Consider the following 26,100-nt stretch of genomic DNA (forward strand, 5'->3'; position numbering starts at 1 on the left):
CTTATTAACTCCGTTCTTCTTCTACTATACTGGTTGACATTTCTTCTAGTATTTTTCTTAATTTATCCGGTGTGACATCTTCAGTAAGCCTTCCGCCAACAGCGACAGATACCAGCCCGGTTTCTTCAGAAATAATTATTGATATCGCATCAGTCTCTTCTGTAATGCCAATACCGGCCCTGTGACGTGTACCGCAGGTTTTTGGTATGTTTTCGTTTTCTGTTAGCGGAAATAAACAGCCTGCGGCAGCAATCTTTGCTTCCTGTATAATCACCGCTCCATCATGAAGTGGAGTACCGGGCCAGAAAATTGTGCTGATAAGATCACTTGAAATGTTAGAATTTGTCTTTATTCCACCTTCAATATAATTGACCAGTCCGTCTTCACGTTCAATAGTTATCAATCCTCCTATCTTATTTTCAGACAAGGCAGTCACTGCCTTTACAATCTCTTTAGCAACCTGTATATCAGACTTAACAAACATTCTGAAAAAAGGTCTATGCCCTAATTTAATAAGCGCCCGTCTGAATTCCAATTGGAAAAGAATGATGACTGGAATAATCAATACCGGCAAAAACTCTGTGATAAGCCAGTTAACGGTATAAAGTTCGAGCTTTTTAATAAAAAACAGTATTACTATAGCAACTATTACTAATGTAAATGCTAAACCACGAAGTATACCGGCTCCGCGAGTTCCCTGCATGATTCTTAATATTGTATAGAGAATAATAAATATTATAAATATTTCACCACATGATTTTATTAACATCCATCCATTGCACCAGTATGGATGAATAATGCTATGAAAATTTTCAAAAAATCCTAAGAAACTGTCCATCAACTTTTTCCCTTTTTTTAGTCTGAATGTACGACAAAATTGAGTTTTATATTGTCTCTTTCATGTTAACCACATAGTTAGTAAACTCAAATTAAAAAGCCATTCGGTCATTACTCCTTCATATTGGGATGTTGGAGAGTAAAGCCTGTCTGAAGAGAACCGGATTCATCCCTCTATGGCTTTATACATTTTTATAACTTGAACAGCCTCTTTGACGTTATGTACCCTGACTATATTTGCACCCTTTGATACAGCAATGACCAGAGTTACTAATGTACCAATAAGGCGAGTATTGTTTATTGTCACATCGTTGTCCTCTAAGGGCATAAGGACTTTGTTGATAAAGGATTTGTGAGAAGTACCTATCATAACAGGCAGGTTCAGGCATTTAAATTTATTAAAATGCTTGAGGATTTCAGTATTGTGTTCAACTCTCTTGCCAAAACCTATCCCGGGATCAATTATTATTTTATCACGCGCTATTCCAGATTTAACGGAATATTCAATTTTTTTTTCAAGAAATAAGGTAATTTCAGTAATTAGTTGATCATAAACAGGATTTTCAGGAAAATCATGTGGGCTGCCCTTAATGTGCATTATAATTATGGGTGTGTTATTTACGGCTGCAACTCTTCCCATTTCTTTATCAGCCTGTAATCCGCTAATATCATTTATGATCTGAGCGCCAGCCTTAATTGCTTTGTCAGCAACTTCAGCCTTATATGTATCAACGGAAATCGGAATGCGTGTCTCTTTGCTTAGCTCCTTAATTATAGGAATAACACGCCTTAGTTCCTCATCAGCAGAGACATAATTTGAATTCGGTCTGGTAGATTCACCTCCAATATCTATTATATCAACACCATCAGCGATCATTTTTCTCGCTCGCTTCAGTGCATTCTCTATATTATAGTATTTGCCACCATCGTAGAAAGAGTCTGGAGTTATATTCAAGATACCCATCACATGTGTTCGTTTGCTTAAATCAAGGTATCCTCTGTCGTATCTAATAATCAAAAAAAATTACCACTTTTCCTCTAGTTGATTAACTATTGTTTCTGCCAGGCCAGCCAGACTTTCCATAGAAGCTGAGTTTATATTTTCTCCTCGATTTACGACAAACTCCGCTGATGTACTCAAGCTATTCTCTTCTACCAGTGTTCTTCCCGTTCTTCTGTCAACAAGTAAAATGTCAACGAATATTGTAACCCGACTCTCTACTATATTATCCGCTACATTTGACGAGAGCATTCCTTCGGTTACTTTTATTATCTTGCCGGTCAAGATGGTGTCCGCACTATCTTTCCGAACAATTCTTAATTTTGTTTTAGACATGATCTCCTTTTTTACTGCAGTTGTGAGATCAAATTCCAGTCCCCTTCTGAAAGTATTATTTTCAAAAATAGGTATATAAATAGTGTTGATCTTTCGGCTGATCAATGATTTAGTTGTATATCCACACCCTGATATCAACACAAAAAGGACCATTATGCATGTTAATTGTCTGAATGAAACTCTCTTACAAAGGTTTGTCTGGCAAATCCATTGCTTTATTTTGGTTGTTTTCATAATATTTGTCTCGTTATCTTATTGCTCCTACATTCTTAAGCATTTTAATTTTCTCTTCTGCCAAGGCTGCCCATTCGCTTTCAGGATAATTTTTTATTACTGATTTAAAATAGATTAACCCTGCTGCCGGCCTCTTCTGACGTAAATAAAATGTACCAGTTTCATATTCTCTTTCAGCAAGTTTAGTATCTATCTCTTTAATAATTTCATGTGTATCGTTAACCAGAGCACCTTGAGGGTTGTTTGCCAGATATACTTCAAATCCATTACGCGACTTAGTAAGCAAATCATAATTTCTCTCCTGTGCACGTATATTACTTAATTTGCAATATGGGATCCTGAACTGAGCATAAGGGACCCATTCACTATCAGGATAATTTTCCATAACACTCAGAAAACTGTCTTCTGCTTGATCAAATTCTCGTAACTGGTAATAACACTCTCCAATTTTTACTTGAGAGTCTGCTGCAATAAATCCAAGTGGATTGCGTTCAATTATTCTTTCAAATACCTTAATTGCTCCATATTCATCACGTTCCATTTGAGCAACACCAACGTTAAACTCTCTGTCTAATATTTCCTGCAATCTTCGAGTTGCAGGGTCTTTTTCAATTAATCTCTCATATGCTCTGAATGAACTCTTATAATCACCTGCCAGGAAATATGACTTACCTATGTTTAGTTGCGATTCAACCGCCAGTTCTGTGTCAGGATTTTCCTTAATTACACTCTTGAAAACTCCTATCGCACTTATGTATTCTCTCTTAATCATTAACGCAATGGCATATTTATATTGTTGATCATTTGTTTCTCTTGTCAGTTTATCAGGATCGACCCAACTTGTCTCACCACTCCATACCCATTCTGCGGATGACGATTTTGTACCAGTAAACAGGAAACCCGCAAGAATGAAAAGTACAATCAATTGTTTTTTCATATATATCTCCACATCTTAAGCTTTTTATTTAGTATAAATGATAAATAATTTATCGTAGCTATCGTACCACCTGATACTTTTACTTTTTCTCTAACTTTTCGGCCACAACCGGCGCAGATCAACCCTCCCTAAAATGCACTGAAAAACAAAATACTCTTTGAATTCACTTTTGTCTTACAGTTGACACAACAATTCAGTTCCGGTAGATATCCCAGCAAAGCAAGCATCTGTTTTACTGAAATCCATCTTCTACTTCTGGCACATTATAACCCAAGGTCTTAAGAATAGCTGATTCCTTATCATGCATGATCTTAAAATCATCTCTTTTTTCATCACGGTATCCCATTAAGTGTAATAAACCATGCACTACATACAAGATTATCTCACCTTCTACGTCTATACCTGCGGTATCAACTGCAGTCTCCACTGAAACAACTATTTCACCATTCAACTCACTTTTATGGTCGTCTAATGGAAAGGCTATAACGTCTGTCACCTCATTAGAGTCAAAATACCTTTTGTTGAGTTTCTTAATCTCGCTGTTATCTACAAAAGCAATACTTAGCTTTGCACCCTTGCCTTTCTTTCCTAACACTTCTTTTGCTACTCGCTTGACGATACTGTTCTTTATTTTATAATGATTTTGTAAATCTACTATTTCTACAATCACTTTGTTTTTTGTTATGTATATTCAGTTTTAATTTGAGACAGTTGCAAAAACCTAGTTATCATAAGCTTCAACAATGTCCCGAACGAGCCTGTGACGTACTACATCCTTACGTGTCAAGTAGACAAAGTCAACCCCTGAAACGGCTTTCAACCTTTCCTGAACATCTATCAATCCTGATTTTTCCCCTGAAGACAAATCTACTTGAGTAATATCTCCCGTAACCACAACTTTAGTCCTTATTCCAAACCGAGTCAAAAAAGTCTTCATTTGCTTAACGGTGCAATTCTGGGCCTCATCAAGTATAATGAAGGAGTCGTTAAGTGTTCTGCCTCTCATAAATGCCAAAGGCAGTATTTCAATTAAATCATTTTCCAGGTACTTTTTTACCTGTCCGACATCAATCATGTCCGCCAGGGCATCATACAATGGCCGTAAATACGGATTTACCTTTGCCTGAATGTCTCCTGGTAGAAACCCCAGACGTTCTCCCGCCTCTACTGCAGGACGCGCGAGGACGATTTTTTTCAGATAACCGCTTTTCATGGTTGAAAGCGCGAGTGAAACGGCCAGATATGTTTTTCCCGTCCCCGCAGGGCCTATACAAAAAACCAGATCATTATTTCTTATCGCTTTAATATACCTGGCCTGCCCCTCGGTTTTTGGTCTAATTGTCTGTCCTTTTGTAAAAACCTCGATTGATTGGTCGGTTAGTATAGCGTCGTTTTCCCTGTCTATATCAGCCATGGCAATATCTATAACATCTTCATCTAATCTTCCGGATGTTCTTATAATATGCAATAACCTGTTAATAACAACAGTCAGCTTTTTAACACGGTCAGTCTCACCCTCATATTTCAGGAACCCATCTCTGGCAACGATCTTAACACCAAAGACATTTCTCATGATTTTCAGGTTCTTATCATGGTTGCCAAATAAAATAGATGCTTCGCTGTCATTTTCCAGATGTATCTGATTCTTTATAATTGTGCGATCTATTGATACCTCACTCATACTATAATCTGAAGGTTCCAAGTTAAATGTTAATACTTAGTTAATATCAAGAAAAAATATGCTACCGGTATGCTTATAAGTAATGAATCCAGTATATCAAGCAAGCCGCCAAAGGCTGGAATAGTGCTGCTTGAGTCTTTGACAGTCATATCTCTTTTAATAATCGATTCTATTAAATCTCCAATTATACCTGAAGTCCCCACCAATAGCCCAAAAGGTACTATCAGGCAGAAAGGCATCACTCTCATTCCGGGTATAATATTGAGTCCAATAGCAATCATCACGCTGCTAAACAGGGCAAAAGACGCACCCTCAATTGTTTTATTCGGACTGAACGATGAAAACTTGTGACGCCCGAACTTCCTGCCAAAAAGATATCCTCCAATATCACCTCCTTTGGTCAGCAACAATACAATAAGTATAATACTTAATCCATTGGGCATATGTCGAATCGGCATAATAAAGGAGAGAAACAAGCAAATATATATAATTCCAAAGAGAGTGACAGAAACGTTTTTTATCGTATCACCAACGCCTCTCTTAAGGGCCTGCACAAAAAACAACCAGAAAACTATAGGAAATAGTATACAGGCATATATTGGTTTCAGCCCCTCCACGTAAGCGGACAACCAGAGTGTTAAAAAGACTACAACTCCTCCAATGATACCTGAGGCCTTGAAAGGTGCAAAGCCATTTTTTTCCACAATAGTATAAAACTCAAATAAGCATATCCCTCCGGCAAGAAGGCCCAGAATACCAATGCCTATGTCAGAGTCAAAGGCAAAATCGATATAAATTATACCGCAAAATGCGAGCAGCATTGCGGTGCCAAGTATAATCCTTGTCTTGAGTACACTCATTCTATCAATCCGCCAAATCGTCTTTCCCTTTTCGCATAATCCTTTAATGCCTCTTCCAGGTCTTTTTTTCTGAATTCTGGCCAGTAGACCGATGTGAACCAGAGTTCAGCATAGGATACTTCCCACAGAAGAAAATTACTTACACGCATTTCTCCACCTGTTCTGATAAGTAAATCCGGGTCTGACATTCCTGACGTATACAGGTACTTCTTAAAAACATCATCATCAATGTCTTTTGACTTAAGTGTTCCTTTTTTAACATCTGCTGCCAGTTTCTTTGTTGCATCTATTATCTCAGTTCTTCCTCCATAATTCAACGCAAGGCACAATATCATTCCTCTATTATTTCTGCTCTCCTTCATACTGATAGAGAGCTCTTTTTTTACGTCATCAGGAAGTGCTTCTGTCCGTCCAATTGTTTTGAGTATGATGTCGTTATCTTCTATAGTCTTTCTTTCCGCTATCAAAAATTTTTTCAACATTCTCATCAGAAAGTTTACTTCAGTTTTCGAGCGTTTCCAATTCTCATTTGAGAATGCGTAGAGTGTTAATTGACCTATGTGCTTCTTCGCACACTCCGTTGTTATTTCCCTGACAGAATTAACGCCTTCTTCGTGTCCCTTGACTCTCATAAAACCTCTCCGCCTTGCCCAACGCCCGTTTCCATCCATTATGATAGCAATGTGATTTGGTAATTTGTTTTTCTTCGCCATTATTCACAAACTGATGATCTGAGAACGTTCTGGACCGACAGAGACCATTTTCACTTTCACCCCAACGATTTCCTCTAATGTTTTAATGTAATCTACGGCTTTTTCTGGCAGGTTTTTCTCGCTTCTAATGCCTGATGTATCTTCACACCAACCGGAAACTTCTTCATAAATCAGCTCACAATTATTTAATATATTTATATCTGCCGGAAAAGTATTATATAATGTTCCATTGTTCTTATATCCCGTACAAATTTTGATAGTTTCCTGATCATCAAGAACATCCAGCTTCGTTACAATAAGCGAGTCTACACCACTGATCCTTACAGAATGCTGTATTGCAACCGCATCAAACCACCCACAACGCCTTGGCCTTCCTGTCGTTGATCCAAATTCACCACCTTTTTTGCGGATATGTTCTCCCTGTTCTCCCTCAATTTCTGTGGGGAAGGGGCCGCTGCCAACTCTGGTAGTATACGCCTTGGTTATTCCAATGATATTGTGTACCTGCTTTGGAGAAACACCAATACCGGAAGAGACTCCACCTGCTGCCGCGTTAGACGAAGTAGTAAAAGGATATGTACCGAAATCTACGTCTAGTAATGCACCCTGCGCTCCTTCAAAGAGGATTTTACTGTTATCATTGATGGCCCTGGCCATTAAGTCTACAGTGTCGCATACAAACGGAGCCATTTTTTCTGCATACGCGCAATACTCTTCATAAATATCTTCCCATGAAACAGGCTCATCATTATATAAATTAACGAATATCCTGTTTTTCTCCTCTACATTTTTTTTGAGTTTTTCTTTAAATTGCTCTTTATGTAATAATTCAGCAACCCGAATACCTTCACGTGATATCTTATCGGTATAACACGGTCCGATGCCGCGTCCGGTTGTACCGATCATCGAATTACCTTTTTGCTTTTCCTGGAGTAAATCCAACTTCTTATGATAGGGAAAAACAACATGCGCACGGTCACTTATAAACAAATTTCCATCAACATTGATGTTTTTCTCTGCTAAACCCTCAATTTCATTAAGAAACAGGTTTGGGTCTAAAACAATTCCGTTCCCAATCACACATTTTTTGTTCTTGTGCAGGATTCCTGATGGTATCAGATGGAAAATAAACTTTTCATCACCAATTAGAAGGGTATGTCCCGCATTTCCACCGCCCTGATATCTGACGATAATATCGAAATCCTTTGCTAAAATATCTATTATTTTACCTTTCCCTTCATCTCCCCACTGCAATCCAATAACACAGGTATTTGCCATAAAACAACTCACTTCCCAAGCTATAAAATGTATATTCAGTAATAATCAAACAATTGGCATAAAACACAGAAGCCATTGATAAATATGAAGTTGCAATTATAGGTTATTACCATTAAAAGTCAACAAGAATAAGAATACAGTAATATTTCTATATGTTATTTGATGTGAATATTTGCATATTATAGAATATCAAATCATCAATTGTGTGAATACTCATTAGTAATATGAATTAATGCAAAAGAAATATTGCATGCGCCTGGTGGGAAAAAAGATGTATGCTCTTATGGATAATTTCAGCATTTCTTAATTATTCAACCTTTAATATAATCTAATACATCATCTATATGATTGGATAGTTTTGATAAATCGAAAGGTTTATTAATAAATAAGTCAATCATAGTCGCTTCCATCGGATTTAACTCTTCTCCCCTGCCGGTGATTATTTCTGTTTTCGATCTCTTCTCTCACTCGATAACAGTATTTACTACATTAAAACCCGGGGTTCTTTGATTTTGTTTATTGTAGTTTTATTACAAAAATAAAAGAAGAGAGAAGTGACAATATATATTCTTTTCTAAGGTAAGCAAGAAATAACCGATGTCACTATGTATTCCATTCCCATGATCCAACCTCGGTAAGGAATGTTTTATCAGTCAGATCATACCTGAGCGGGGTAACTGAGATGTAGCCTTCTTTAAGTGCATGCATATCAGTACCAATAACATCTTCCTTTGGCCAGCCGGTGCCGGCCAACCAGTAGTACGCAATGCCACGTGGATCAGTTCGTTTCTCATAGTGTTCTTCAAAATCTCCGGAGAATTGATTCGTAATTTTTACACCTTTAATCTTTTCCTTTGATATATTAGGAATATTTATATTGAGCAGCGTGCCTCTTGGTAATTCCTTTTTGATGATAAGATCGATAATATTTTTTGTAGTCTCAGCGGCGCCCTTCACATCAGGTGTTGATTCTGAAATCTCCAGAGAGACCGCAACAGATGGAATACCGAGAAGTGCCCCTTCAATAGCTGCGGCAACTGTCCCGGAATATAATACGTTGATCCCGACATTAGCTCCGATATTTATCCCGGAAACCAGTAATTGCGATTTCTCTTTTAATATTTCTCTCACTGCAAGCTTGACACAATCTGCCGGAGAGCCATCAATGCCATAACCGACAAAGTCACCATTGGTATAAACCTCTCTCACTCTCAGTGGATGACTGAATGTGATTGAATGCCCTACACCGCTTTTCTGGACATCCGGTGCAACAACATTAACAGAGCCGAAAGGTGCCAGGGCTTCCTTTAGTTCCAGGATACCAGGTGAGTATATACCATCATCATTTGTTAAAATAATCTTCATAAATTATTCAAAACTATCAAACCGTTAATTACCTGATCCACTTTCCTCAATTATTTCCGCTTTTGTACGTTCAAACTCTTCATCACTAATCAATCCATCATGTTTTAATCTCTGCAGAACCATCAATTTCTCGTCAAGTACAATCTTGTCTATTATCGCCTTCTCTTCCGCCTTGACTTTCATTCGCGCGTCCCTGATTTTCTTTCTTCCTTCATCTGTCAATACCAGTATTTTCTGCTCTTCAGGGATCACACCACCCTCTTCTTGCTCTCCGGATTCTATATTTTCTTCATCCGTGCCCCATAAGCCGAACCATTTCTTCTCTTCACCTTTTTCTATTCTTAATTCCTTAACAGACTTTTTCATTGCCTTGTCATATATTGTCTTTTTCTTTTTTACATAATTTATTGATTTTTCGAGCACTTTAATATCTTTGCCGTCAAAAGGAGGAGAAAACATTGAGACAGTAACATTAGTCTCTTTTCCTGTATTAAAATATTTATGTATAGTTTTTCGAGGAATCATTATCATCATGCCTTCTTTTACAATATGACGTGTACCATTTAGTACAACAACACCACTTCCACTCTTAATATACAGGATTTCATCATGGGACTTATGAGAATGGGCGCTCATCTCAGCCTCCGGTCTTATCTGAAATAGATATACACTGGTACTTTTGTCTTTACCCAACGGAATAACTTTAACATTTTCCTCTGCAGCCAGGCTTTTTTTATCCAAAATCTCATCAATATACTTAATTTCAGGTAAAAATACCTCCGGAAAGGAAGTTGGATTTCTTAAGGATTCTACAAATTCGCTTGATTTTTTTGTTGCAATACATCCACTACCTGCGAGAACAGACGTAGAGAAAACAAATAACAGCAAATATTTTACCAGAGATTTTTTTGTCATAATTACTTTGTAAGGCCCCTTTCCTACAACCTTTATCTGATTTGAATTTCTGATTCTAACAGCAATATAAAAGAGGGTCAATATAAAATAATCATTGGGCACTTGCCATAAATTAAAAAATTTATTAAAATTCTATCTTACTAACTACAAAGTTTGATAGCACCTTCAATGTGTGTATGTCGAAATAACTGAATAGCTAAGAAGGATCCTTTGCCTTATAAATAATATAAATAATTTGGAATAAACCTGAAATATTTGAGAAGAGAAGGAGTATTTATTATGAGAGTAGTTGACAGGAAAAGAGTTTTGCCCGAAGTGACAATTGGACTGGACAAGGAAGAGACAAAAACTCTTTCAACTATCCTGAGTAAAAGTGAATCAGAAAAAAAATTTTGTGATGATCTTTTGTCTAAAATTAATGTGGTTCTTCAAGATGATGATTTTAAAGATACAAATAATTAATCATTTTCTTATTTAATTAAATCTTTTATTCATATCTTTATAAATGGGTTTAAGTAAAGTGATTGGTTTTTTAATCCAAAACTTGACTGGTAGTTGTCGTACAATTTTTTTGTACAATTGGAAATAGTGTCAAGGTCGAGGCCAAATTTAATTAACTGACTTCTACAGTAATTAACAGGGTGCCGATCATTTTAAAGATAGTAGATCTCTCTCAGATTTTGATTCCACAAGTAAGTCTTTGCTATAGACGGATTCATAGCGGGCGATAAGTGCATTAGCGTACTCCACGTGGGACCACATAAGCGGTACAGCGAAATGAATGACATTTTTCTTGCCATCAGCAATATCATTTCTGATCTTGTCATAACTTTTTTTCATAAAAAAAAGCTCCTCTACAATGAAATCATAGGACAAGTCGGGTATCAATATATCAGGGTGAAATTCTTTCTTAGCATCAAGTCCTACTTCCCACTCAAGACGGACAAACTCTTCAAATCTTCTTTTCGTACTTAAATGTTCAGGAATATACCCTTCATCAGTGCTATACTTATCAATTTGATCAAGAATGGCATCTCCCCTATCTATCTTTCCATTTTTATAGTAATACTGTGCCAACATCGCGGTGTATTGAATCCATGGTCCGTTTCCAGCGTGAATATGGGTTTCTATATCTTCTGTAAAGGGAAGATACCTTTGTAACATACCAAGTTCAGGATCCCACAGATTGTCAACCATGAAGTTGATAGAGTTGGTGATAATATCAGGGTTCTCATCCAATACACATGTATCACATAGATCTTCTTTACACTGAAAATAAACAGGGCTCATCATTGTTACATCCGGTCTCAAGTCGAAAGTACCATCCTTCGTTATACGCCTGACAAATCTGTCATTAAGAATAAAGCGTCTATGTACGGATTGACAAAAACGACATTTGAATGAGAGCTCTTCAGCAAAGTAATCTTTTAAATCAAATTTTCCCGTAAGTTGAGAGATGAGATTAAAGAAGAGTATATACGCATGATTTACCCATATGCTGTATCCTTTTTCAATGGCTGATTCGTGTATGCTGGTTGTCGAGAAAAAAAGAAATATTTCCTCACGATAAAAATGCTTAATGGCAAATTGTATCGCCTTTTTAATTTTTTTAATATAGCCATCTAACTCAACAGGCTCTTCCTGTCGATGGTAACAAGCCAATAAGTAATTTGCCAGGATGATACTGCCGAAAGCGGTATTGTCTTCCTGAATGTAAATAGCTTTTTTCTGCCCATTCAACCCATAACGTTGAACCCATTCTCCACTTTCATCCTGTACAGAAGAAATAAACTGTGCCAATCCCTTCAGAAGGTTAAAAGCGACTCCATCAGGGTCAAGGTCTTTTTCTACCATTCGCCTGAACAAAACAGAAGCACAGGCACTATCTCTAGGGTATACATATGGATAACGTGATTCCAGTATAGTTGCCAGAAGAACAGTGCCTCGTTCGGTTGATATTGAACATTTAGTAATAATTTCTAAATGTTTTGATAGTTTTTTACAGAGACTATTTTTGTCCATAACATCAATAAAATTTAGTTAGAAGTATTACTTCTGTTTTTGAGTTATAAGTGATTCATAACACCAGGTGCATAGAATGCGTGGAAGTGGTTTGGGCAAGGTCACCTCCTCTTCTCCCAAACCCCATTTGTAAGTCTCTTTTACCGGTATCTGTTCACGGATCTGATGTTCTTCGCAAACCGCTATTCCACAGACAATACATATTGCTATCGGATCTGTCTCTTTTCCTGCTTTCTTACAAATATAGCATTTCACTACATTACCTCCTCTTTCAATTATTATATGTAGACATGTTTATCTTATAAGCTATACGGGGATTTCTCATCTTCAATTTTTGTCGAATTACAAAAATCTCTGTATTAAGTTTTGTTAAATTGTCTACACGATGCATTAGTTAATGTTTTAGAGAACGAAACACAGTTCAGGTCGTTTTTGATACAAATAGTTTAAAAAAATCTAAGCCTTTTGATGTTGTACTTTTTTTCTTATTAAATAACATAACCCTGATTTGCCGTAACCAATCAACCGGATACGCGCGGTGCAAAAAGTAATTTTCTTTATTGACATAAATGTTAAAGCCAGACCTACCGAAAGACCAATAAACTTTATCATTAAAATTAACAAAATAAAACAAATTATAGGGGAAGTTACCCACTCAGAGAATTGTATTGTTATCGGATCAAAAACATGTAAATGTTTGATAAGCAATATTGTCATAACTATAAGCGTTACGAGCGCCAACGCAAGCTTTGCAATAGACACCTTCATCATAATGTCAGAAAATTTTTCGCCTGATCCCTCCATGCTTCCACTTAGCATGCTTACAAGACTATCTTTTTTAGCCCTGATTGCTGAAAATACTTTAGCATTATATCTTGAATTGTTTCTATTAAATTTGTACCAGAAAGTGGTTATTTTTGCATCACTCATTTTTTGCTCCAAATTAATAAACAATGTAAAACTTTAAAATGTTTAATTTAATAATATACTCATCTCAATGCGTTTAAATATTCTAAGTTCTCACTCATCCTGGTCTAATACAGAAAGTCTTCAGGCTATTCTATAAAACTCAAACCATAAGTTATGAGTTACATGATCGTATTAAACTTATTAATAATGTATGATAAAAGTTGGTTTTAATAAACCTTTTTTTTATGATCTGTCAATGTAGAAATATCTCAAATACATTAACGCTCCCAGATCATATATAAACTGTAAGTGAACAAGGCAACGCTGCCAATACTAAAAAATAATTTAGCCTTTTTGTGTCAGTTTAATCAATTCTTTTAAGGAAGCCTTCGCTCTTCCTGAATCAATTGATTCAGCAGCTACCCGTACTCCGTTCTTCAGATTTCTCGCACCCCCTCCGGCAACAATTGCGGCTGATGCATTTAACAGTACAATATCACGTTTTGGTCCTGTTTCGCCTTCCAACACAGCAATTATCGCCTTAGCGCTCTGCTTTGGAGAATCTACATAAAAATCATTCATTTGGGCCTTTGCGATTCCAAAGCTATCATGCGTGATAAAATAACTGTTAATCTCTCCGTTTTTTAATTCACACACTTTTGTTTTGTCTGTTGTAGTGATTTCGTCCATACCATCATAGCCATATACGACAAACGCATGTTCCGTATTAAGTTTTTTCAACACCTTGGCTACCAGATCTGTCAACCTTGCATCATATACACCTATGACCTGCCTTGTCGCCCTTGCAGGGTTAGTTAATGGCCCCAGGATATTAAATATAGTTTTAATTCCAATTTCACGTCTCGGACCAACGGCATGTTTCATAGAACTATGTAAAAGCGGTGCCATGAGAAAACCGATATTCGCCCTCTGTATGCACTCTTCGACTACTTTTGTATCGGCATCTATGTTTACACCCAAAAACCTAAGCACATCAGCGCTTCCACATTGGCTTGAAGATGCTTTATTACCATGCTTTGCAACTTTCAGTCCAGCTCCTGCAACAACAAACGCGGCCCCCGTCGATATATTAAACGTACATTTAGCATCTCCTCCTGTACCACAGGTGTCAACCACTAAACTATTGCCAACATCTATATGTGTTGCCTTTTCTCTCATAACGCTTACGCAACCCGCAATTTCATCTACCGTCTCTCCCTTTATTCTTAAAGCAGTGATAAAGGAGGCAATCTGCGATCCTGTCGCATTACCTTCCATAATCTCTTTCATTACCGCCATACTCTCTTCAAAGGTAAGACCTTCACCTTCTACTACTTTATTGATCATATTTTTAATCATAGTTCAGATTATTACAGAAATATTCAAATATGTCAAGAATCAGGAGCTAATAGAGCTTGACTATGTTGATAAATTGATATAGTGAATATGATCTAACAGTGAGAAAAACAGGGATGTTTAAATATCAACTTTGTTACTCCGACACACGTATCTCCTCACATATTGAATCTGTTATACTGGCAAGAAAAAATAGAGTCGTCAATCGAAGACTCATATCGTTGGGGATAGAACAGTTATTTGAATCCAATGGAACTTCCTGGGTGGATAGCATATTATGAGAAGCACAGCAAATGGAGCCTGAGAAACACATTACTGCTGATAGATTCGAAACTGGTGAAATGGCTGGGTAAGAAGCACAAGGCTGGTAACCGAAAAACAGTGGCAAAACTCCAACGATAAAACAAATAAACCAGGAGTTGTTTTATCGTTGGAAAATTGAGTACAGTTGAAGCATAACAAGAGCCATATGACGGGGTACTGTCTCTTCCGGTTCTGTGAGCGGCCTACTTCTCCTTGCCTACTCAGCGTGAGTCTAAAGTGAAAATGTGTATTCTGTGAATCAGTTTTACTTCACTTCTTCAGTTTTCTTAATAACAGGTCTTTTATTTTTTTCTGCTTCTGCCTTAGCCCTGTCCAGCAGTTTATTTCTTCTCTTTTGATCCTCAATCATCATCTGCTCATCCAATTCACCGGTAAGTTTGTCCGGGTCGATTGAAAGATCTTCATTTACACTCTCCATAGGAGTCACCTGAAATGTTGTTGTATATCTCTGTGACTCGCAACCTGATGAAATTAATGCTGTTACACATGAAATGGCAACTATATAAATTATATATTTAAATTTTGTCACGACTCCCCTCCCTCTTATGAATTATTACCAATAACACTTTTAACTTTTTCCATATCCGGGTTGTGAATTACTCCCATTTCTGTAATAATTGCTTTTATATTTGATGCGGGTGTGACGTCAAATGCGGGGTTAAACACCTTAATGTCATCAGGAGCAATTTTATTGCCGGAAATTGTTGTAACTTCGTCCGGACCTCTCTCCTCAATAGGTATTTCCTCACCGGAAGCTATAGTCATGTCAAATGTCGACACAGGAGCCGCAACATAGAATGGCACATTGTGTTCCTTTGCAATTATAGATAGACTATATGTTCCTATTTTATTCGCTGCATCACCATTAGCTGCTATCCTGTCGGCACCAACGATCACACAGTCAACTTTTTTCCGCTTCATTGTGTGTGCTGCCATGTTATCACAAATTAAGGTTATATCAATGCCGGCATTTTTTAGTTCCCAGGCAGTGAGCCTGGACCCTTGAAGTAATGGACGAGTTTCATCCGCGTACACACTGATCTTTTTCCCCTTATCTGCCGCCGCAAACATTACCGCAAGAGCAGTCCCAAAATCGCCGGTAGCCAATCCTCCGGCATTACAGTGAGTTATTACACAACTACCCTCTTTTAAGAATGCTTCGCCGTTTTCACCTATTTTACGGCATATTTTTTTATCTTCTTCGAGAATTGTTATCGCCTCATTAAGCAGTATCTCTTTGATTTCTGAAACCGGTTTCTGGCTATTCTCCTGCGCAGTTGCTTCCATGCGTTTCAAACCCCAGAATAGATTTACTGCTGTCGGTCTGGAAGATCCCAGATACGCAGTAGCCTCCTTCAACTCTCTGTAAAATGACTCATAATCATCTGCCTTACAATCTTTCATACTCACTACAGTTCCCATTGCACCGGCTATTCCAATAGCAGGGGCACCTCTGACCATGAGTGTCTTTATCGCGTGGAAAATACTCTCCCTGTCTTCACAGTAGACATATTTCAATTCATTCGGCAAGAGAGTCTGGTCTATAATTTTTATCTTCCCATCTACTCCACCTATCCATTCTATAGTTGGTACCGGCACAAAAACCTCCTTCTAAAATTATTAAATCTCACACAATTCTACAAAAGATGGTAGTATTAACTACCACTTGCTATATCTCACTGTCAGTCATTATAGCAGATCTCTACTTTTTTGATTTTCTTAACAGTTTTTTTACATTTTTATCTTTCTGGATGACCTTTTCAGCCTGTTTCTTTTTATAGTCAATGATCTTCTTTTTAAGTGTTTTATCAGCAGTGCTTAAAATCTGGACTGCCAGAATCGCCGCATTTTTTGCACCTGCTTTTCCAATACCGACAGCGGCAACCGGTACACCTCCCGGCATCTGTACTATAGAATAAAGTGAGTCAAGTCCGCCAAGGTCAGGCGTCAGCATAGGTACTCCAATAACGGGAACAGGAGCCATCGATGCTATCACTCCCGCAAGATGCGCGGATCCACCCGCACCACCTATAATAACCTTATAACCCTTCTTCTCCGCTGTCATCGCGTATTTATGAGCGCGCTGTGGCGTTCTATGACAAGAAATTACATCTACGTCGTAATTTACTCCAAATTCATCAAGGACGTTTAATGTTTCCTGCATAGTACTTAAATCTGAATCACTTCCCATTACAATTCCAATTTTCTTTCCTGTCATATTGTTCTCCCTACAGCTATTTAGTGTAAATTTGTGAAATCAGTGTGAAAAAATTTAAAGCCTATTCGTAATACTAGTATCTATCAGTGGAATTAATTCAGACAAAAAGTTAGCCAAACTCTTTGACGCACTCTTTGTCTGTTTATTGAGACGTCTTAATAGTGCCAGTCTTTGTGGGTGTCTCATAACTCCAAGTGCAATACTCGACACTTTCACTTTGCCTTCATCAGATAGTATATTATCATAATCAAGTTGTAATTCATCCTCTATATCATCTGATATCGATCGTATTGCCGCAAATTCTACACCCTTCTCAGATGCAACCTTCGCGATAGCTGCACTCTCCATCTCAACAGCCAGAAACGAATTATGCTCACCAATTCTTCTTTTTGTGCTTGCCTGGCCTATAACCTTGTCCACGGTTAATAAAGCACCAAAATGCAGTTTTGACTCCGAATCAATACAGTACTGTCTTGCTAACTGAACGACCTCTTTACTGCATTCATATTTTGATTTAAGGTGTAACACCTCTCCGCTAAAATTATCTTGCTTAGTATACCCGATACCTTCCGCTATAACGATGTCACCAACATTAAGACCATCTCTTATACCCCCTGCAACACCTGCTGATATTAACAGATCAACTTTCGTTGACTCTAATAAACAAGAGGTTGCTTTGGTCGCATTTTCACTACCGATGCCACCTTGAACAAGTATAAGAGGCAATCCATTCAATTCTCCCTGATAGAACGGTATTTTATCAATGTCAAATTTTCTTGAAACGTTCATACAGGCGATTAATGGGCTTGCTTCCTGTCGTATTGCACACAAAACTGCTATCATCTTTAGCTCTTATCATTAAGTATCAGAAAGGATTTTCTCAGTAGACAGTAATTAATCTTCCGGCAGCCGTGAAACATTGTTGAATTTAAGATTAAATCCCCTCCAACAGAATCATATAAACGCGTAAGCCTATCATATCTAATTGCTTATGTCAATTTATTTATATAACATTGTCCTCATGAAGGTAATAATCTGCATCAAGACCATGCTTTACATATCATCTATAAGATTCCTGCTTTCTCATATTTGACAAATAATGTATAATGCATTGTTTCGACATAATTACTGAGTGAGGTGATAAAGCAATGAGAAGTTCATTAAAACAGACATACTCTCTTACTAAATATTTAATAAAAAACAGGATTACATCGGTTAAACGCTTTCCCCTTGTACTGATGCTGGAGATTACGCATAATTGCAATCTTACGTGTGATGGTTGTGGCAGGATCCAGGAATTTAAGGAAACTATGGACCGAAAAATGAGTGTAAGCGAATGCATGCACGCCTCCGAAGAGTGTGGAGCGCCTGTAGTATCTGTCACCGGAGGTGAACCTTTCCTTCATCCGGAACTGGATAAGATAGTAAACGGATTAATTCAACGAAAACGGCATATATACCTCTGCACAAACGGGATCACCCTGGGAGATTCTCTGGGCAAGTATAATCCAAGTCCTTATTTAAATTTAAATGTACACCTGGATGGGATGGCGGAGACCCACGACAGTATAGTGGGAGCAAAAGGTATATTCAAAAAGGCAACCGATTCTATTAAGAAGGCCAAAGAGTTGGGGTATACAGTATGTACTAATACAACAATTTTTAAGGATACTGATCCTAAAGAGATAGAAGAGCTATTTGCGTATCTTACAGGCCTTGGGATTGACGGTCTTCTTGTTTCACCGGGGTTCAGTTTTGAAGATAATTCAAACGATGTCTTCATTCAGAAGGAAGAGTTTCACCGGAAATTCAGTTTTATCTATGAGTTGTCAAAAAAGTACAAAACGATGAACACCCCAATGTATATGAAATTTCTTATGGGTGAAAGGGACCTGAAGTGCACACCATGGGGTAACCCTACAAGAAACTACCTGGGATGGAAAGGCCCCTGCTACCTGATCACCGACGCATATTATAAGACGTTCAATGAATTGATGGACAACACTGATTGGGACAAATACGGTACCGACAAAGACCCCCGTTGTAAGCACTGCATGGTACACTGCGGGTTTGAGCCGACAGTGGTACTGGAAACAGGAAAAAGCTTGAAGGATATTTACGAAATTGCAAAATGGAATTTCAGTTGATTTTCAGAATAGCAAGAGGAATGAAAGTATAACACGCTACATAATATAATTACGATCTCGCAGAATAAATAGTCGCTGTCCCAATACTGTTGTAAAGAACTTAACCACTCTGGGCTGAATGTCCTTTACTCAATCATGAGATTCCCAGAAGAGCATTCCATGCTTTTTGCAATGATATGATGTGACGCCAACACTTAATTTGCGTATTGTTTTGATGGCTAGCTTACTGATACAATAAAAGACCAAGAAACATAACTATTTTAGCTTGAAATCTAAATGCTGATATATAATAATGGATTGGTTTTAGAGTTTTTATATATTTGTACATAATAGAGAAACATTAATATAGATATGATAATTGGTAAATCCATATTGATAATTTTGGCTGTGTTTTTACCGCCTATCGCTGTTTTTCTTCAAGTTGGAGTTGGTAAGCATTTTTGGATTAGTATCATTCTAACTATTCTGGGTGTTGTGCCTGGAATGATCCATGCCCTTGTTCTTACCTTAACCAATTCAAAAATCTTAAAGATTATCTTTGCTGTCATTTTACCACCTTTATCCGTTTTTCTACATGTTGGAATCAATAAACACTTTTGGATCAGTATCATACTAACCCTTCTCGGCGCTATACCTGGAATGGTTTATGCGATATTACTCATCCTTACAAAGAGGCGTTAATGCTCAACCCAGGCAGCAGATTACACTCTTTGAGAGGGGACAGAAAAGGTCAATATGCTATCAACATTAACAAACAATGGAGAGTATGCGTTCAAAGGAAGGATGGGCATGCCTATAACGTATCTATGCAAGCCATCTTGTAATGAATGGCGTAGATTTAACCAGTGTGAAGGAGCTCTTGGGGCATAAGTCGTTGAAGATGACTTTGAGATATGCACACCTTGCACCAGGGCACAAGATGAAAGCAGTAAATATATAATGTACTAACAAAACCGCATATAAAAAACACGCAACTTGACAATTACTTGACAGTTTTCAACTCTGAAGAACCTACCACTTATCCTAAGTCCTTGTTTGACAATATGGGCGATACTGGACTCGAACCAGTGACCCCTTGCTTGTCGAATGAGGGCACGGCATTTTTACAAATTTCATAACCGCCTGATTCAGTATCAGTTATGTCGCTATCACACTAACTGACAATGTTTTACAACTTTATTCTTTTCCCGTTGAGTCCTGTGGTGTCTTGCTGATTACGATGGAGCCTACTACGTTTTGACTACAATTCTACTATAGTGGAAAAGACGGTGAGAACTTTAGATAATTATTGTATTAATTAAATTTCAGCGAAGAATGGTGATTTATGTTTTTATGCAAAAAATGTGGACAGGTATTTAATGACAATGTTTCAAAGCACGGAAAAGCAAAAACACCAGATAGGAAATTAGAATATTTTCCTTGTGATGGTGAAGTTGTTAATACGGAGATTTATAAGATTAAGAGAAAAAGAAGAATACAGTACTTAATCAATCAATATTTTTGAATTACGGTAACGATACTAATCTGCCGCACTACTTCTTAGCATCGGCTGAATTAACTTCTTTTCTAATTTTTTAGGTTTCAATCGTATAATTTCATGACCACAATTTGCTTGGTGGGTTTTGAAATCTTCACATATAGCATCTAAATCATAATTAAACTTTTTTGCATGATCATTACGAAATCCGCGTATTTCTTCTACAATTGGATCGTTCATAAGTTTTCTCCTATTAATTCTTCCGGTGAACATATTTCAGGACATACAATTCCTTTACTTTCAATTATAGTTCTTATCATTTTTCTTGTAACTGGATTATTGATGTGCTTAAAATTCCATGTAACAATAACATCAATACCGTTAATTGCAGCAACCGAAATATGTAAAGCATCTTCAGGACATTTTTCAGGTATTGCTTTTCCGTCAAGCAATGCCCTTGCTAACTTCTTTGCTTCATCATCAATTTTCAATGCTGGAATGTTTGTCAATTTATTTAGACGATCACAAGATTGCTTTTTATCTCCTCTCGATGACTCTTGAATGACCATATCTGAAATAAAAACATCAAATTCATCAATCTGATTCCACATGTCAACTGTAGAGGCTTGATGAGCTGCAATCACTAGATCTTTTGATGTGTTTGCAACCAAATAGCTTATTACACTTGTTTCAATATATATTTTTTGTTTCATATGCCTTCAGATAACGACATAAATAATTACGGTACAACACCGTTTTACTTTTTTATATTTTTGTTTTATTGTAACTTGAAAGTCGAAAGATAGTTTTTTCAAAGTAGTTTTTAATTTTATTATTGATAAAAAAAGGAAGACATAAGCGGCAACTTATGTCCTCCGGTTTATTATTCCCATTCACCATGAAAAAGAACAATAGTGATAGCTTAGTTAAAATTAATAATATATCAACTAAAAAAACCAGTGTTGAGTACGCCCACAAAGCGCACGCAAACACTGGTTTTTTTTTGGTTTCAGATTGGTGAACCCCTATGACTTGATACTAAGAAACAACCGGAACATTATTTTTTAAGATGTTAAATTTCAATGACTTACAATTTGGCAGTTTTTAGCCGTTTTTATAGCCCTTTCAGGAGAAAAATTATGTGTAAATGCGCAGTGAAAAAAGAGGAAAAATCCAGAGTTATGACCGTTAAAAATAGCTGGAGACTTAGAGCACTTTTCCGTATTGAAGAATATATCCGTGATGTTGGCCAGGACTCCAGAGCTAAAAGGATGGGTTATTGTGGAAATACTATTTTTGTGAAAGTTAAAAAGGGAGACCCATCCAATGTTTTGTATGAACCGCAACTACGTTGTAAAGACAGAGTCTGTCCAGTGTGTAACTCATACCGTGCGTCTATTCTCTCTCGAAAGGTGGAAAAACTTGGTAAAGATATGGAAAACCCACATTTACTGACAATAACTGCTAATACATTAAACAGGGATAGTTTAAAAACTGCGGTTGAGTGTTTTAAAAAATCAACAAGTTTACTCAAAAAAGAGCGTTCATGGTGGAAAAGATATATCCGGGGAGGAGTTGAACATATAGAGATTACATACAAAGAAGAAACTGGCTGGCATGTCCACTCTCATATGTTGGTTGATCTGGCCGTTGATCGTAAGGTTGAGAATATGCGACTTACAGAAAATGGCTATTTCCTAGACCCATTAAAGAAAGAACTTGAGCATGTTTTGTCAAAAGTTGGTCTTGGTACTATCTCTGATATCAGGCCGGTAACAGAAGGATACGGAAAAGAAATTTCAAAGTATTCAATGAAGTTTGGTCTTGATATTGATGAAGCCAGGCTTAAGGAAATTATTGTTGATATGAAGGGGAAGCGGATGGTGTCTAGGTTTGGCAATTGTTATGGCCTTAAAGAGATGGAAGAACTTACACCGAAAGAGGAAGAACAGTATGAAACACTGGGAACCATTAAGGAAGTTGTTGATAAGTGCTTTAAAGAGACGGGTGTTGATAGTGAACTGGTACAGTATGCACTCAGAGCGGTAAAGATCGGACTCATAGAGATATGGTCAGCCAGCTACAAACCTGAACCTTTCCAAGGCATGAAAAATGATTCATCATAATGTAAATTCTGCTTCCCTGATCTTTTAGTAAAAAACCCTTTTGAAGATTCATAAAACCATCTTTTAAAGCGTTTTTTTATAATGCTTTTAAACTAAAGGTTTCTGGAAGTATATATAAGCATGACAAAAACGCCTTATCTTTGGCGTGATTTTTTATACTGTAAGAAATTTCAATATTGAAAAGGGAATTACATTAAAGTCAGGAATGCAGTGTGTCTTAGTATTTGTAATATGTTTTTTTACTCCAGGATGATCTCTATAAAAAAACTTTTTATAAATACGGCTAAAACAAAAAATTATGACTATGGAGAAAAGCATGTGATTGACTAAAAAAAAGATATGGACAAAAGTACCGAATATTCATGGATTAGCAAATTATAAAGCCACTTGAAGCCGTTTTTTGTTACAGAATGTAGTATTCTGTAACATCGGGTAGAAAAATTTGAAACAGAAAGGACAACCGTGTTTCAAACCACGCTAGGGCTAGGTAAATAAAACATACCTAGTTCATTAAGGGTTAGATAAAACTTCCCGTCCCATCCTTTCAATTACTTCTTTAGCTTCTTTCATTTTAAAGTCCCAAATGAAAAAACTGACTTTATCCATGGCAACTGGTTTTTCTGATAATAGCATTACGGCGCGAAGTCCATCTGTCCAGTACTCATCTCCAAGCAGTATTTCACGTGGGTTTTCAGGTGTGGACTCACCTACGCCTTTGACAAATCCTAACTTAGATAGTCCTTGTACAGACATAATATCTGATATCAGGTAGTCACGCGAGTCGTCCACCTCAGGGTCTATTTCATGGGTTGTAAGATTCCAAACACCTGTTGTTAACCGAATACCAATATCTCGGCTAATTTGACCTATCCAAACGTTTTTACCCATGTAAATCCACGGAGAGAGCCATAAACGCAAGTGATTACGTTCGTGAATTGAGTCACGTCCCTTCTGAAGTGCAACATCTTGAGTGCGGCCAAAGAGGTACTGTGGACTAATCGGAGCGTTCATATACATATCACCTGAAAAGAATGCTTTCGCAGTCTTAAGTGCAGTAGAAAATGTAACTGCTTCTGTCTCGTCCCAACCAACTCTGGCAAGAGCACCAAATAATTCATTACGGCTTCCAATCAATACAATATTCAATGGGTCACCATCTTTTGTCTCATTTTCATTTTTTGTGCAACATTGAAAATTGGTAAGCATCTCACGGAATTTCTTTTCTTCATCGAATACAATCAGTTCTTCCTTTTTATACAGTTCATCAAAGTTAGCATCTTGATAATCGAGTTTAAGACCAGGCACTGTAATATAAAAAACAAGTGATCTTACCTTTTTTGGCCCAAACAAGACAACTGATACTACCTTTGTACCAAAATCCAACCGGGTAAATATAAAACCAGACCTTGTTTGACCAGGAGGTACTCGGATATCAATAGCTAAGTTTCTGTAGTCTTTAGCCATTTGTTTATCTATGTTTTTTTTCGATACTGAGATCATACGAGCTGTCTCAGAAGCAGAAAAGTAAGTTGGATCGAGGTACCTGGATACAAGAGCATACGGAAGAGGATCTTTGTTTACAATCTCTAACTATACGGGTTGGATTCCCTTCTCAGCTAGTGGTCTGCCGAATATCTGTTCACTTTCCTTATGTGAAAGCACAGCCGCTGTTACGGTTACCCCTCCAACTGTCTGAGTCTGTGATCGCTTAAGGAAAGGTACATCCTCAATTGGAATTGGATTGTATGTTTTGCAAGCCGGAAGCCATGGTAACAACAAAGCTAATAAGAAAATATGAACGATGAATACCTTAATACCTGTTCTCATATTAATTTTAATTTATTGAAAATCGAAAATTAATTTGTAAGCGTACAATAGTTTATTTATGAATAATATCTCAGCAGAAATTTTTGATATTATTAATTACCTGCCCTCATATCTCGAAGTCTCTGGGCCAGTTTATCTGCCCAGTACTGAAAAGCCTGCTCCACATCATCCCAAGCCTTCGTGGAGCCTTTGAGGGTTTTTCCACCTGCCCGACGGTCTACCCCCGCTGCAAGCCTTTCACCGGTATTGGAATCAGTGATTTTACACTCGACACTAGCCCCACCCACAAAAGAATTGGTACCTGTGGCTAATTTCTTGAGGCCCGACATGAGGCGAGCCTGAGGCACTATGGTGGTAATAGTATTCAGCCCGGCTTTAGATTTTTTAGCCTCAGTGAGTGCAGCACTAATCCGCATTACTCCAGGACCCGGTGTTTCAACGATCTCGTAATCTTCGTCGAGCTTAGCAACGACCTTGTAATGCAAATGGTTAGCGAGATTATATAGCTCTTCTCGTGGAGCTTTAGAATCCTTACTACACATGGTTAGGACTGGATCAACAATAACCTTGTCATATGCCGTAAAGTCGGCATCAGGATTTATATATACGAGTTGCCCTTCGCCTTCGCCGCCCTCTTGAAGCATAGAATAATCTCCAAGAAATCCAGATTGATCTGCTGCTTTGCGATTATGGTGAGTTTGAGCACATCCCACGAACAAGGCCATCATTGTAATTATTAATGCAAGGTACACTGTTGTAAAATTTAGCTTCATCCTCTTTCTCCTTAATCTTAATAAAAGATTTTAAATAAAAAATTAGATTACATAAGAAACTCTTAAACTTTAACTAATCGGTTAACACGCTTCTATCAAACCTTAATAATCAGGGTATTATATATAAAACTAGAAATGATGCGCCATAATAAAATACATGGCAGTCCTGGAAGAAATCACAGATATGATTGTCAGATTTGATACAAAATATCTTATTCTGTAACATCGGGTAATTTGAAACAGAATGGCCAATAGTGTTTCAGAATAGTTTGTAAGGTTGAAAATTATAGGGAAAAATATTTAACGTAAAGCTTAAGCCTTAACAGTGCATCCGACCGTATCAATCAGATTCTTTAATTCAGCAGTCATGGGAATCAATGGAGGTGTTTGCAAGCAGTGAACTACGTTTTTCCTACCCCCTTCTGATAACAAAAACTGTACGGCTTATTATGTCCTTCATCCAGTATCATCTACAATCTGGAGGTTCATCTGGAATATTCAGGCCGTCATTGTGTGCCATATTCCATAGTTTTCTCAAATTATGTCGATTCTTGGGATTATTAAGCTCCTCCTTCTTTCCTTTGTGCTGCAGAAAAGCTTTAAGTGTACACTCTAAAGAATGCGCAGCAATTAATACACAGTTTCTTGGATGAATATTCGGTAAACCGGAGAGTGCTTTAATACCCTGAAAAAGGTCGCATGAAACAATCATGTAGCCATTCTTTTCGGTTGGTTGATTTATAGACAAAGCTCCATATTACCTTC

Annotated in this window: 32 protein-coding genes and 2 pseudogenes; 8 read left to right on the forward strand and 26 right to left on the reverse strand. The window is 37.3% G+C overall.

Going from position 1 to position 26,100, the window contains the following annotated elements:
- Window positions 1-4: 4 nt before the first annotated feature.
- The 12 genes from cdaA to SCALIN_RS02745 all read right to left on the reverse strand — a co-directional run bounded on the left by cdaA (window position 5) and on the right by SCALIN_RS02745 (window position 10,156).
- The gene (cdaA, locus tag SCALIN_RS02695; RefSeq protein ID WP_096892720.1) at window positions 5-838 is read right to left on the reverse strand and encodes a diadenylate cyclase CdaA; all 834 of its coding nucleotides are present in this window, start codon (window positions 836-838) and stop codon (window positions 5-7) included.
- Between the two features lie 165 nt (window positions 839-1,003).
- Window positions 1,004-1,855, reverse strand: coding sequence for a dihydropteroate synthase (folP, locus tag SCALIN_RS02700; RefSeq protein WP_203415318.1), 852 nt, complete (start codon window positions 1,853-1,855; stop codon window positions 1,004-1,006).
- Between the two features lie 6 nt (window positions 1,856-1,861).
- Window positions 1,862-2,407 (reverse strand): LptE family protein, encoded by a 546-nt coding sequence (locus SCALIN_RS02705; protein ID WP_096892722.1) that lies wholly within the window; start codon window positions 2,405-2,407, stop codon window positions 1,862-1,864.
- Between the two features lie 13 nt (window positions 2,408-2,420).
- A complete protein-coding gene (gene bamD / locus SCALIN_RS02710; protein WP_096892723.1) occupies window positions 2,421-3,344 on the reverse strand; it encodes an outer membrane protein assembly factor BamD in 924 nt (307 codons plus the stop codon).
- 128 nt (window positions 3,345-3,472) lie between these two features.
- Complete coding sequence (locus SCALIN_RS23735; protein WP_420885412.1) at window positions 3,473-3,571, reverse strand: DNA repair protein RecO C-terminal domain-containing protein; 99 nt, start codon at window positions 3,569-3,571, stop codon at window positions 3,473-3,475.
- Window positions 3,572-3,576: 5 nt separating this feature from the next.
- Window positions 3,577-4,014: an rRNA maturation RNase YbeY gene (ybeY, locus tag SCALIN_RS02715; RefSeq protein ID WP_162532117.1), complete on the reverse strand. Its 438-nt coding sequence runs from the start codon at window positions 4,012-4,014 to the stop codon at window positions 3,577-3,579.
- 51 nt (window positions 4,015-4,065) lie between these two features.
- A complete protein-coding gene (locus tag SCALIN_RS02720) occupies window positions 4,066-5,025 on the reverse strand; it encodes a PhoH family protein (RefSeq protein WP_096892725.1) in 960 nt (319 codons plus the stop codon).
- 29 nt (window positions 5,026-5,054) lie between these two features.
- The gene (locus SCALIN_RS02725; RefSeq protein ID WP_096892726.1) at window positions 5,055-5,885 is read right to left on the reverse strand and encodes a phosphatidate cytidylyltransferase; all 831 of its coding nucleotides are present in this window, start codon (window positions 5,883-5,885) and stop codon (window positions 5,055-5,057) included.
- Entirely contained in the window at window positions 5,882-6,598 is a 717-nt protein-coding gene (locus SCALIN_RS02730; protein ID WP_096892727.1) for an isoprenyl transferase, read from the reverse strand. The genes SCALIN_RS02725 and SCALIN_RS02730 overlap by 4 nt, the downstream gene beginning before the upstream one ends.
- A gap of 3 nt (window positions 6,599-6,601) precedes the next feature.
- The gene (locus SCALIN_RS02735) at window positions 6,602-7,876 is read right to left on the reverse strand and encodes an adenylosuccinate synthase (RefSeq protein WP_096892728.1); all 1,275 of its coding nucleotides are present in this window, start codon (window positions 7,874-7,876) and stop codon (window positions 6,602-6,604) included.
- 603 nt (window positions 7,877-8,479) lie between these two features.
- On the reverse strand, window positions 8,480-9,241 hold the full coding sequence (surE, locus tag SCALIN_RS02740; RefSeq protein WP_096892729.1) for a 5'/3'-nucleotidase SurE: 762 nt from the start codon (window positions 9,239-9,241) through the stop codon (window positions 8,480-8,482).
- A gap of 24 nt (window positions 9,242-9,265) precedes the next feature.
- Entirely contained in the window at window positions 9,266-10,156 is an 891-nt protein-coding gene (locus SCALIN_RS02745) for a cupin domain-containing protein (RefSeq protein WP_133111625.1), read from the reverse strand.
- Between the two features lie 279 nt (window positions 10,157-10,435).
- Between SCALIN_RS02745 and SCALIN_RS02750 the strand changes: the two genes are divergently transcribed.
- Complete coding sequence (locus SCALIN_RS02750; RefSeq protein ID WP_096892731.1) at window positions 10,436-10,618, forward strand: hypothetical protein; 183 nt, start codon at window positions 10,436-10,438, stop codon at window positions 10,616-10,618.
- 186 nt (window positions 10,619-10,804) lie between these two features.
- On the opposite strand, the gene SCALIN_RS02755 is transcribed toward SCALIN_RS02750, so the two are convergent.
- From SCALIN_RS02755 to trpD, 4 genes are all read right to left on the reverse strand, one after another.
- The gene (locus SCALIN_RS02755; RefSeq protein ID WP_096892732.1) at window positions 10,805-12,178 is read right to left on the reverse strand and encodes a hypothetical protein; all 1,374 of its coding nucleotides are present in this window, start codon (window positions 12,176-12,178) and stop codon (window positions 10,805-10,807) included.
- A 27-nt stretch (window positions 12,179-12,205) separates the two neighbouring features.
- On the reverse strand, window positions 12,206-12,433 hold the full coding sequence (locus tag SCALIN_RS02760) for a DUF2180 family protein (RefSeq protein ID WP_096892733.1): 228 nt from the start codon (window positions 12,431-12,433) through the stop codon (window positions 12,206-12,208).
- 201 nt (window positions 12,434-12,634) lie between these two features.
- The gene (locus SCALIN_RS02765) at window positions 12,635-13,108 is read right to left on the reverse strand and encodes a hypothetical protein (RefSeq protein ID WP_096892734.1); all 474 of its coding nucleotides are present in this window, start codon (window positions 13,106-13,108) and stop codon (window positions 12,635-12,637) included.
- A 324-nt stretch (window positions 13,109-13,432) separates the two neighbouring features.
- On the reverse strand, window positions 13,433-14,446 hold the full coding sequence (gene trpD / locus SCALIN_RS02770; protein ID WP_096892735.1) for an anthranilate phosphoribosyltransferase: 1,014 nt from the start codon (window positions 14,444-14,446) through the stop codon (window positions 13,433-13,435).
- Between the two features lie 246 nt (window positions 14,447-14,692).
- Here trpD and SCALIN_RS02775 point away from each other — a divergent pair, with 246 nt between their 5' ends.
- Entirely contained in the window at window positions 14,693-14,845 is a 153-nt protein-coding gene (locus SCALIN_RS02775) for a group II intron maturase-specific domain-containing protein (RefSeq protein ID WP_096892736.1), read from the forward strand.
- Between the two features lie 166 nt (window positions 14,846-15,011).
- On the opposite strand, the gene SCALIN_RS02780 is transcribed toward SCALIN_RS02775, so the two are convergent.
- From SCALIN_RS02780 to mtnN, 4 genes are all read right to left on the reverse strand, one after another.
- On the reverse strand, window positions 15,012-15,296 hold the full coding sequence (locus SCALIN_RS02780) for a hypothetical protein (protein WP_096892737.1): 285 nt from the start codon (window positions 15,294-15,296) through the stop codon (window positions 15,012-15,014).
- Window positions 15,297-15,310: 14 nt separating this feature from the next.
- Window positions 15,311-16,366: an S-methyl-5-thioribose-1-phosphate isomerase gene (gene mtnA, locus SCALIN_RS02785; protein ID WP_096892738.1), complete on the reverse strand. Its 1,056-nt coding sequence runs from the start codon at window positions 16,364-16,366 to the stop codon at window positions 15,311-15,313.
- Between the two features lie 103 nt (window positions 16,367-16,469).
- A complete protein-coding gene (gene purE / locus SCALIN_RS02790) occupies window positions 16,470-16,985 on the reverse strand; it encodes a 5-(carboxyamino)imidazole ribonucleotide mutase (RefSeq protein WP_096892739.1) in 516 nt (171 codons plus the stop codon).
- Window positions 16,986-17,039: 54 nt separating this feature from the next.
- Window positions 17,040-17,828, reverse strand: a complete 789-nt coding sequence (gene mtnN / locus SCALIN_RS02795; protein WP_096892740.1) for a 5'-methylthioadenosine/S-adenosylhomocysteine nucleosidase — start codon at window positions 17,826-17,828, stop codon at window positions 17,040-17,042.
- A gap of 305 nt (window positions 17,829-18,133) precedes the next feature.
- Between mtnN and hpnH the strand changes: the two genes are divergently transcribed.
- The 5 genes and pseudogenes from hpnH to SCALIN_RS23755 all read left to right on the forward strand — a co-directional run.
- Entirely contained in the window at window positions 18,134-19,132 is a 999-nt protein-coding gene (hpnH, locus tag SCALIN_RS02800; protein WP_096892741.1) for an adenosyl-hopene transferase HpnH, read from the forward strand.
- Between the two features lie 351 nt (window positions 19,133-19,483).
- Window positions 19,484-19,630 (forward strand): annotated as a pseudogene (locus SCALIN_RS23740) (YqaE/Pmp3 family membrane protein); the annotation flags it as partial.
- The gene (locus tag SCALIN_RS23745; protein WP_096893041.1) at window positions 19,616-19,813 is read left to right on the forward strand and encodes a YqaE/Pmp3 family membrane protein; all 198 of its coding nucleotides are present in this window, start codon (window positions 19,616-19,618) and stop codon (window positions 19,811-19,813) included. The pseudogene SCALIN_RS23740 and the gene SCALIN_RS23745, both read left to right, overlap by 15 nt.
- Entirely contained in the window at window positions 19,813-19,956 is a 144-nt protein-coding gene (locus SCALIN_RS23750; RefSeq protein ID WP_096892742.1) for a type II toxin-antitoxin system RelE/ParE family toxin, read from the forward strand. Before SCALIN_RS23745 ends, SCALIN_RS23750 begins: the two co-directional genes overlap by 1 nt.
- Window positions 19,938-20,072: pseudogene (locus tag SCALIN_RS23755) on the forward strand (tyrosine-type recombinase/integrase); the annotation flags it as partial. The gene SCALIN_RS23750 and the pseudogene SCALIN_RS23755, both read left to right, overlap by 19 nt.
- Before the next feature lie 579 nt (window positions 20,073-20,651).
- Here the strand turns inward: SCALIN_RS23755 and SCALIN_RS02825 are convergent.
- Together SCALIN_RS02825 and SCALIN_RS02830 are read right to left on the reverse strand one after the other, a co-directional pair.
- Window positions 20,652-20,849 carry a hypothetical protein gene (locus tag SCALIN_RS02825; RefSeq protein WP_203415320.1) on the reverse strand — a complete coding sequence of 66 codons (198 nt, stop codon included), beginning with the start codon at window positions 20,847-20,849 and terminating at the stop codon, window positions 20,652-20,654.
- Window positions 20,846-21,322, reverse strand: a complete 477-nt coding sequence (locus tag SCALIN_RS02830; protein WP_096892746.1) for a type II toxin-antitoxin system VapC family toxin — start codon at window positions 21,320-21,322, stop codon at window positions 20,846-20,848. The genes SCALIN_RS02825 and SCALIN_RS02830 overlap by 4 nt, the downstream gene beginning before the upstream one ends.
- Window positions 21,323-21,748: 426 nt before the next feature.
- On the opposite strand from SCALIN_RS02830, the gene SCALIN_RS02835 reads away from it, so the two are divergent.
- Window positions 21,749-22,735, forward strand: coding sequence for a protein rep (locus tag SCALIN_RS02835; RefSeq protein WP_096892747.1), 987 nt, complete (start codon window positions 21,749-21,751; stop codon window positions 22,733-22,735).
- Window positions 22,736-23,245: 510 nt separating this feature from the next.
- Here the strand turns inward: SCALIN_RS02835 and SCALIN_RS02840 are convergent.
- The 4 genes from SCALIN_RS02840 to SCALIN_RS02855 form a co-directional block, all read right to left on the reverse strand.
- On the reverse strand, window positions 23,246-24,199 hold the full coding sequence (locus tag SCALIN_RS02840; RefSeq protein WP_162532118.1) for an LssY C-terminal domain-containing protein: 954 nt from the start codon (window positions 24,197-24,199) through the stop codon (window positions 23,246-23,248).
- 126 nt (window positions 24,200-24,325) lie between these two features.
- Window positions 24,326-24,562: a hypothetical protein gene (locus SCALIN_RS02845; RefSeq protein WP_096892749.1), complete on the reverse strand. Its 237-nt coding sequence runs from the start codon at window positions 24,560-24,562 to the stop codon at window positions 24,326-24,328.
- Window positions 24,563-24,654: 92 nt separating this feature from the next.
- Window positions 24,655-25,335 (reverse strand): DUF3313 domain-containing protein, encoded by a 681-nt coding sequence (locus SCALIN_RS02850; RefSeq protein ID WP_096892750.1) that lies wholly within the window; start codon window positions 25,333-25,335, stop codon window positions 24,655-24,657.
- Between the two features lie 466 nt (window positions 25,336-25,801).
- Window positions 25,802-26,083, reverse strand: coding sequence for a hypothetical protein (locus SCALIN_RS02855; RefSeq protein ID WP_133111629.1), 282 nt, complete (start codon window positions 26,081-26,083; stop codon window positions 25,802-25,804).
- Between the last annotated feature and the right edge of the window lie 17 nt (window positions 26,084-26,100).

Source organism: Candidatus Scalindua japonica, assembly GCF_002443295.1.
Lineage (GTDB): Bacteria > Planctomycetota > Brocadiia > Brocadiales > Scalinduaceae > Scalindua > Scalindua japonica.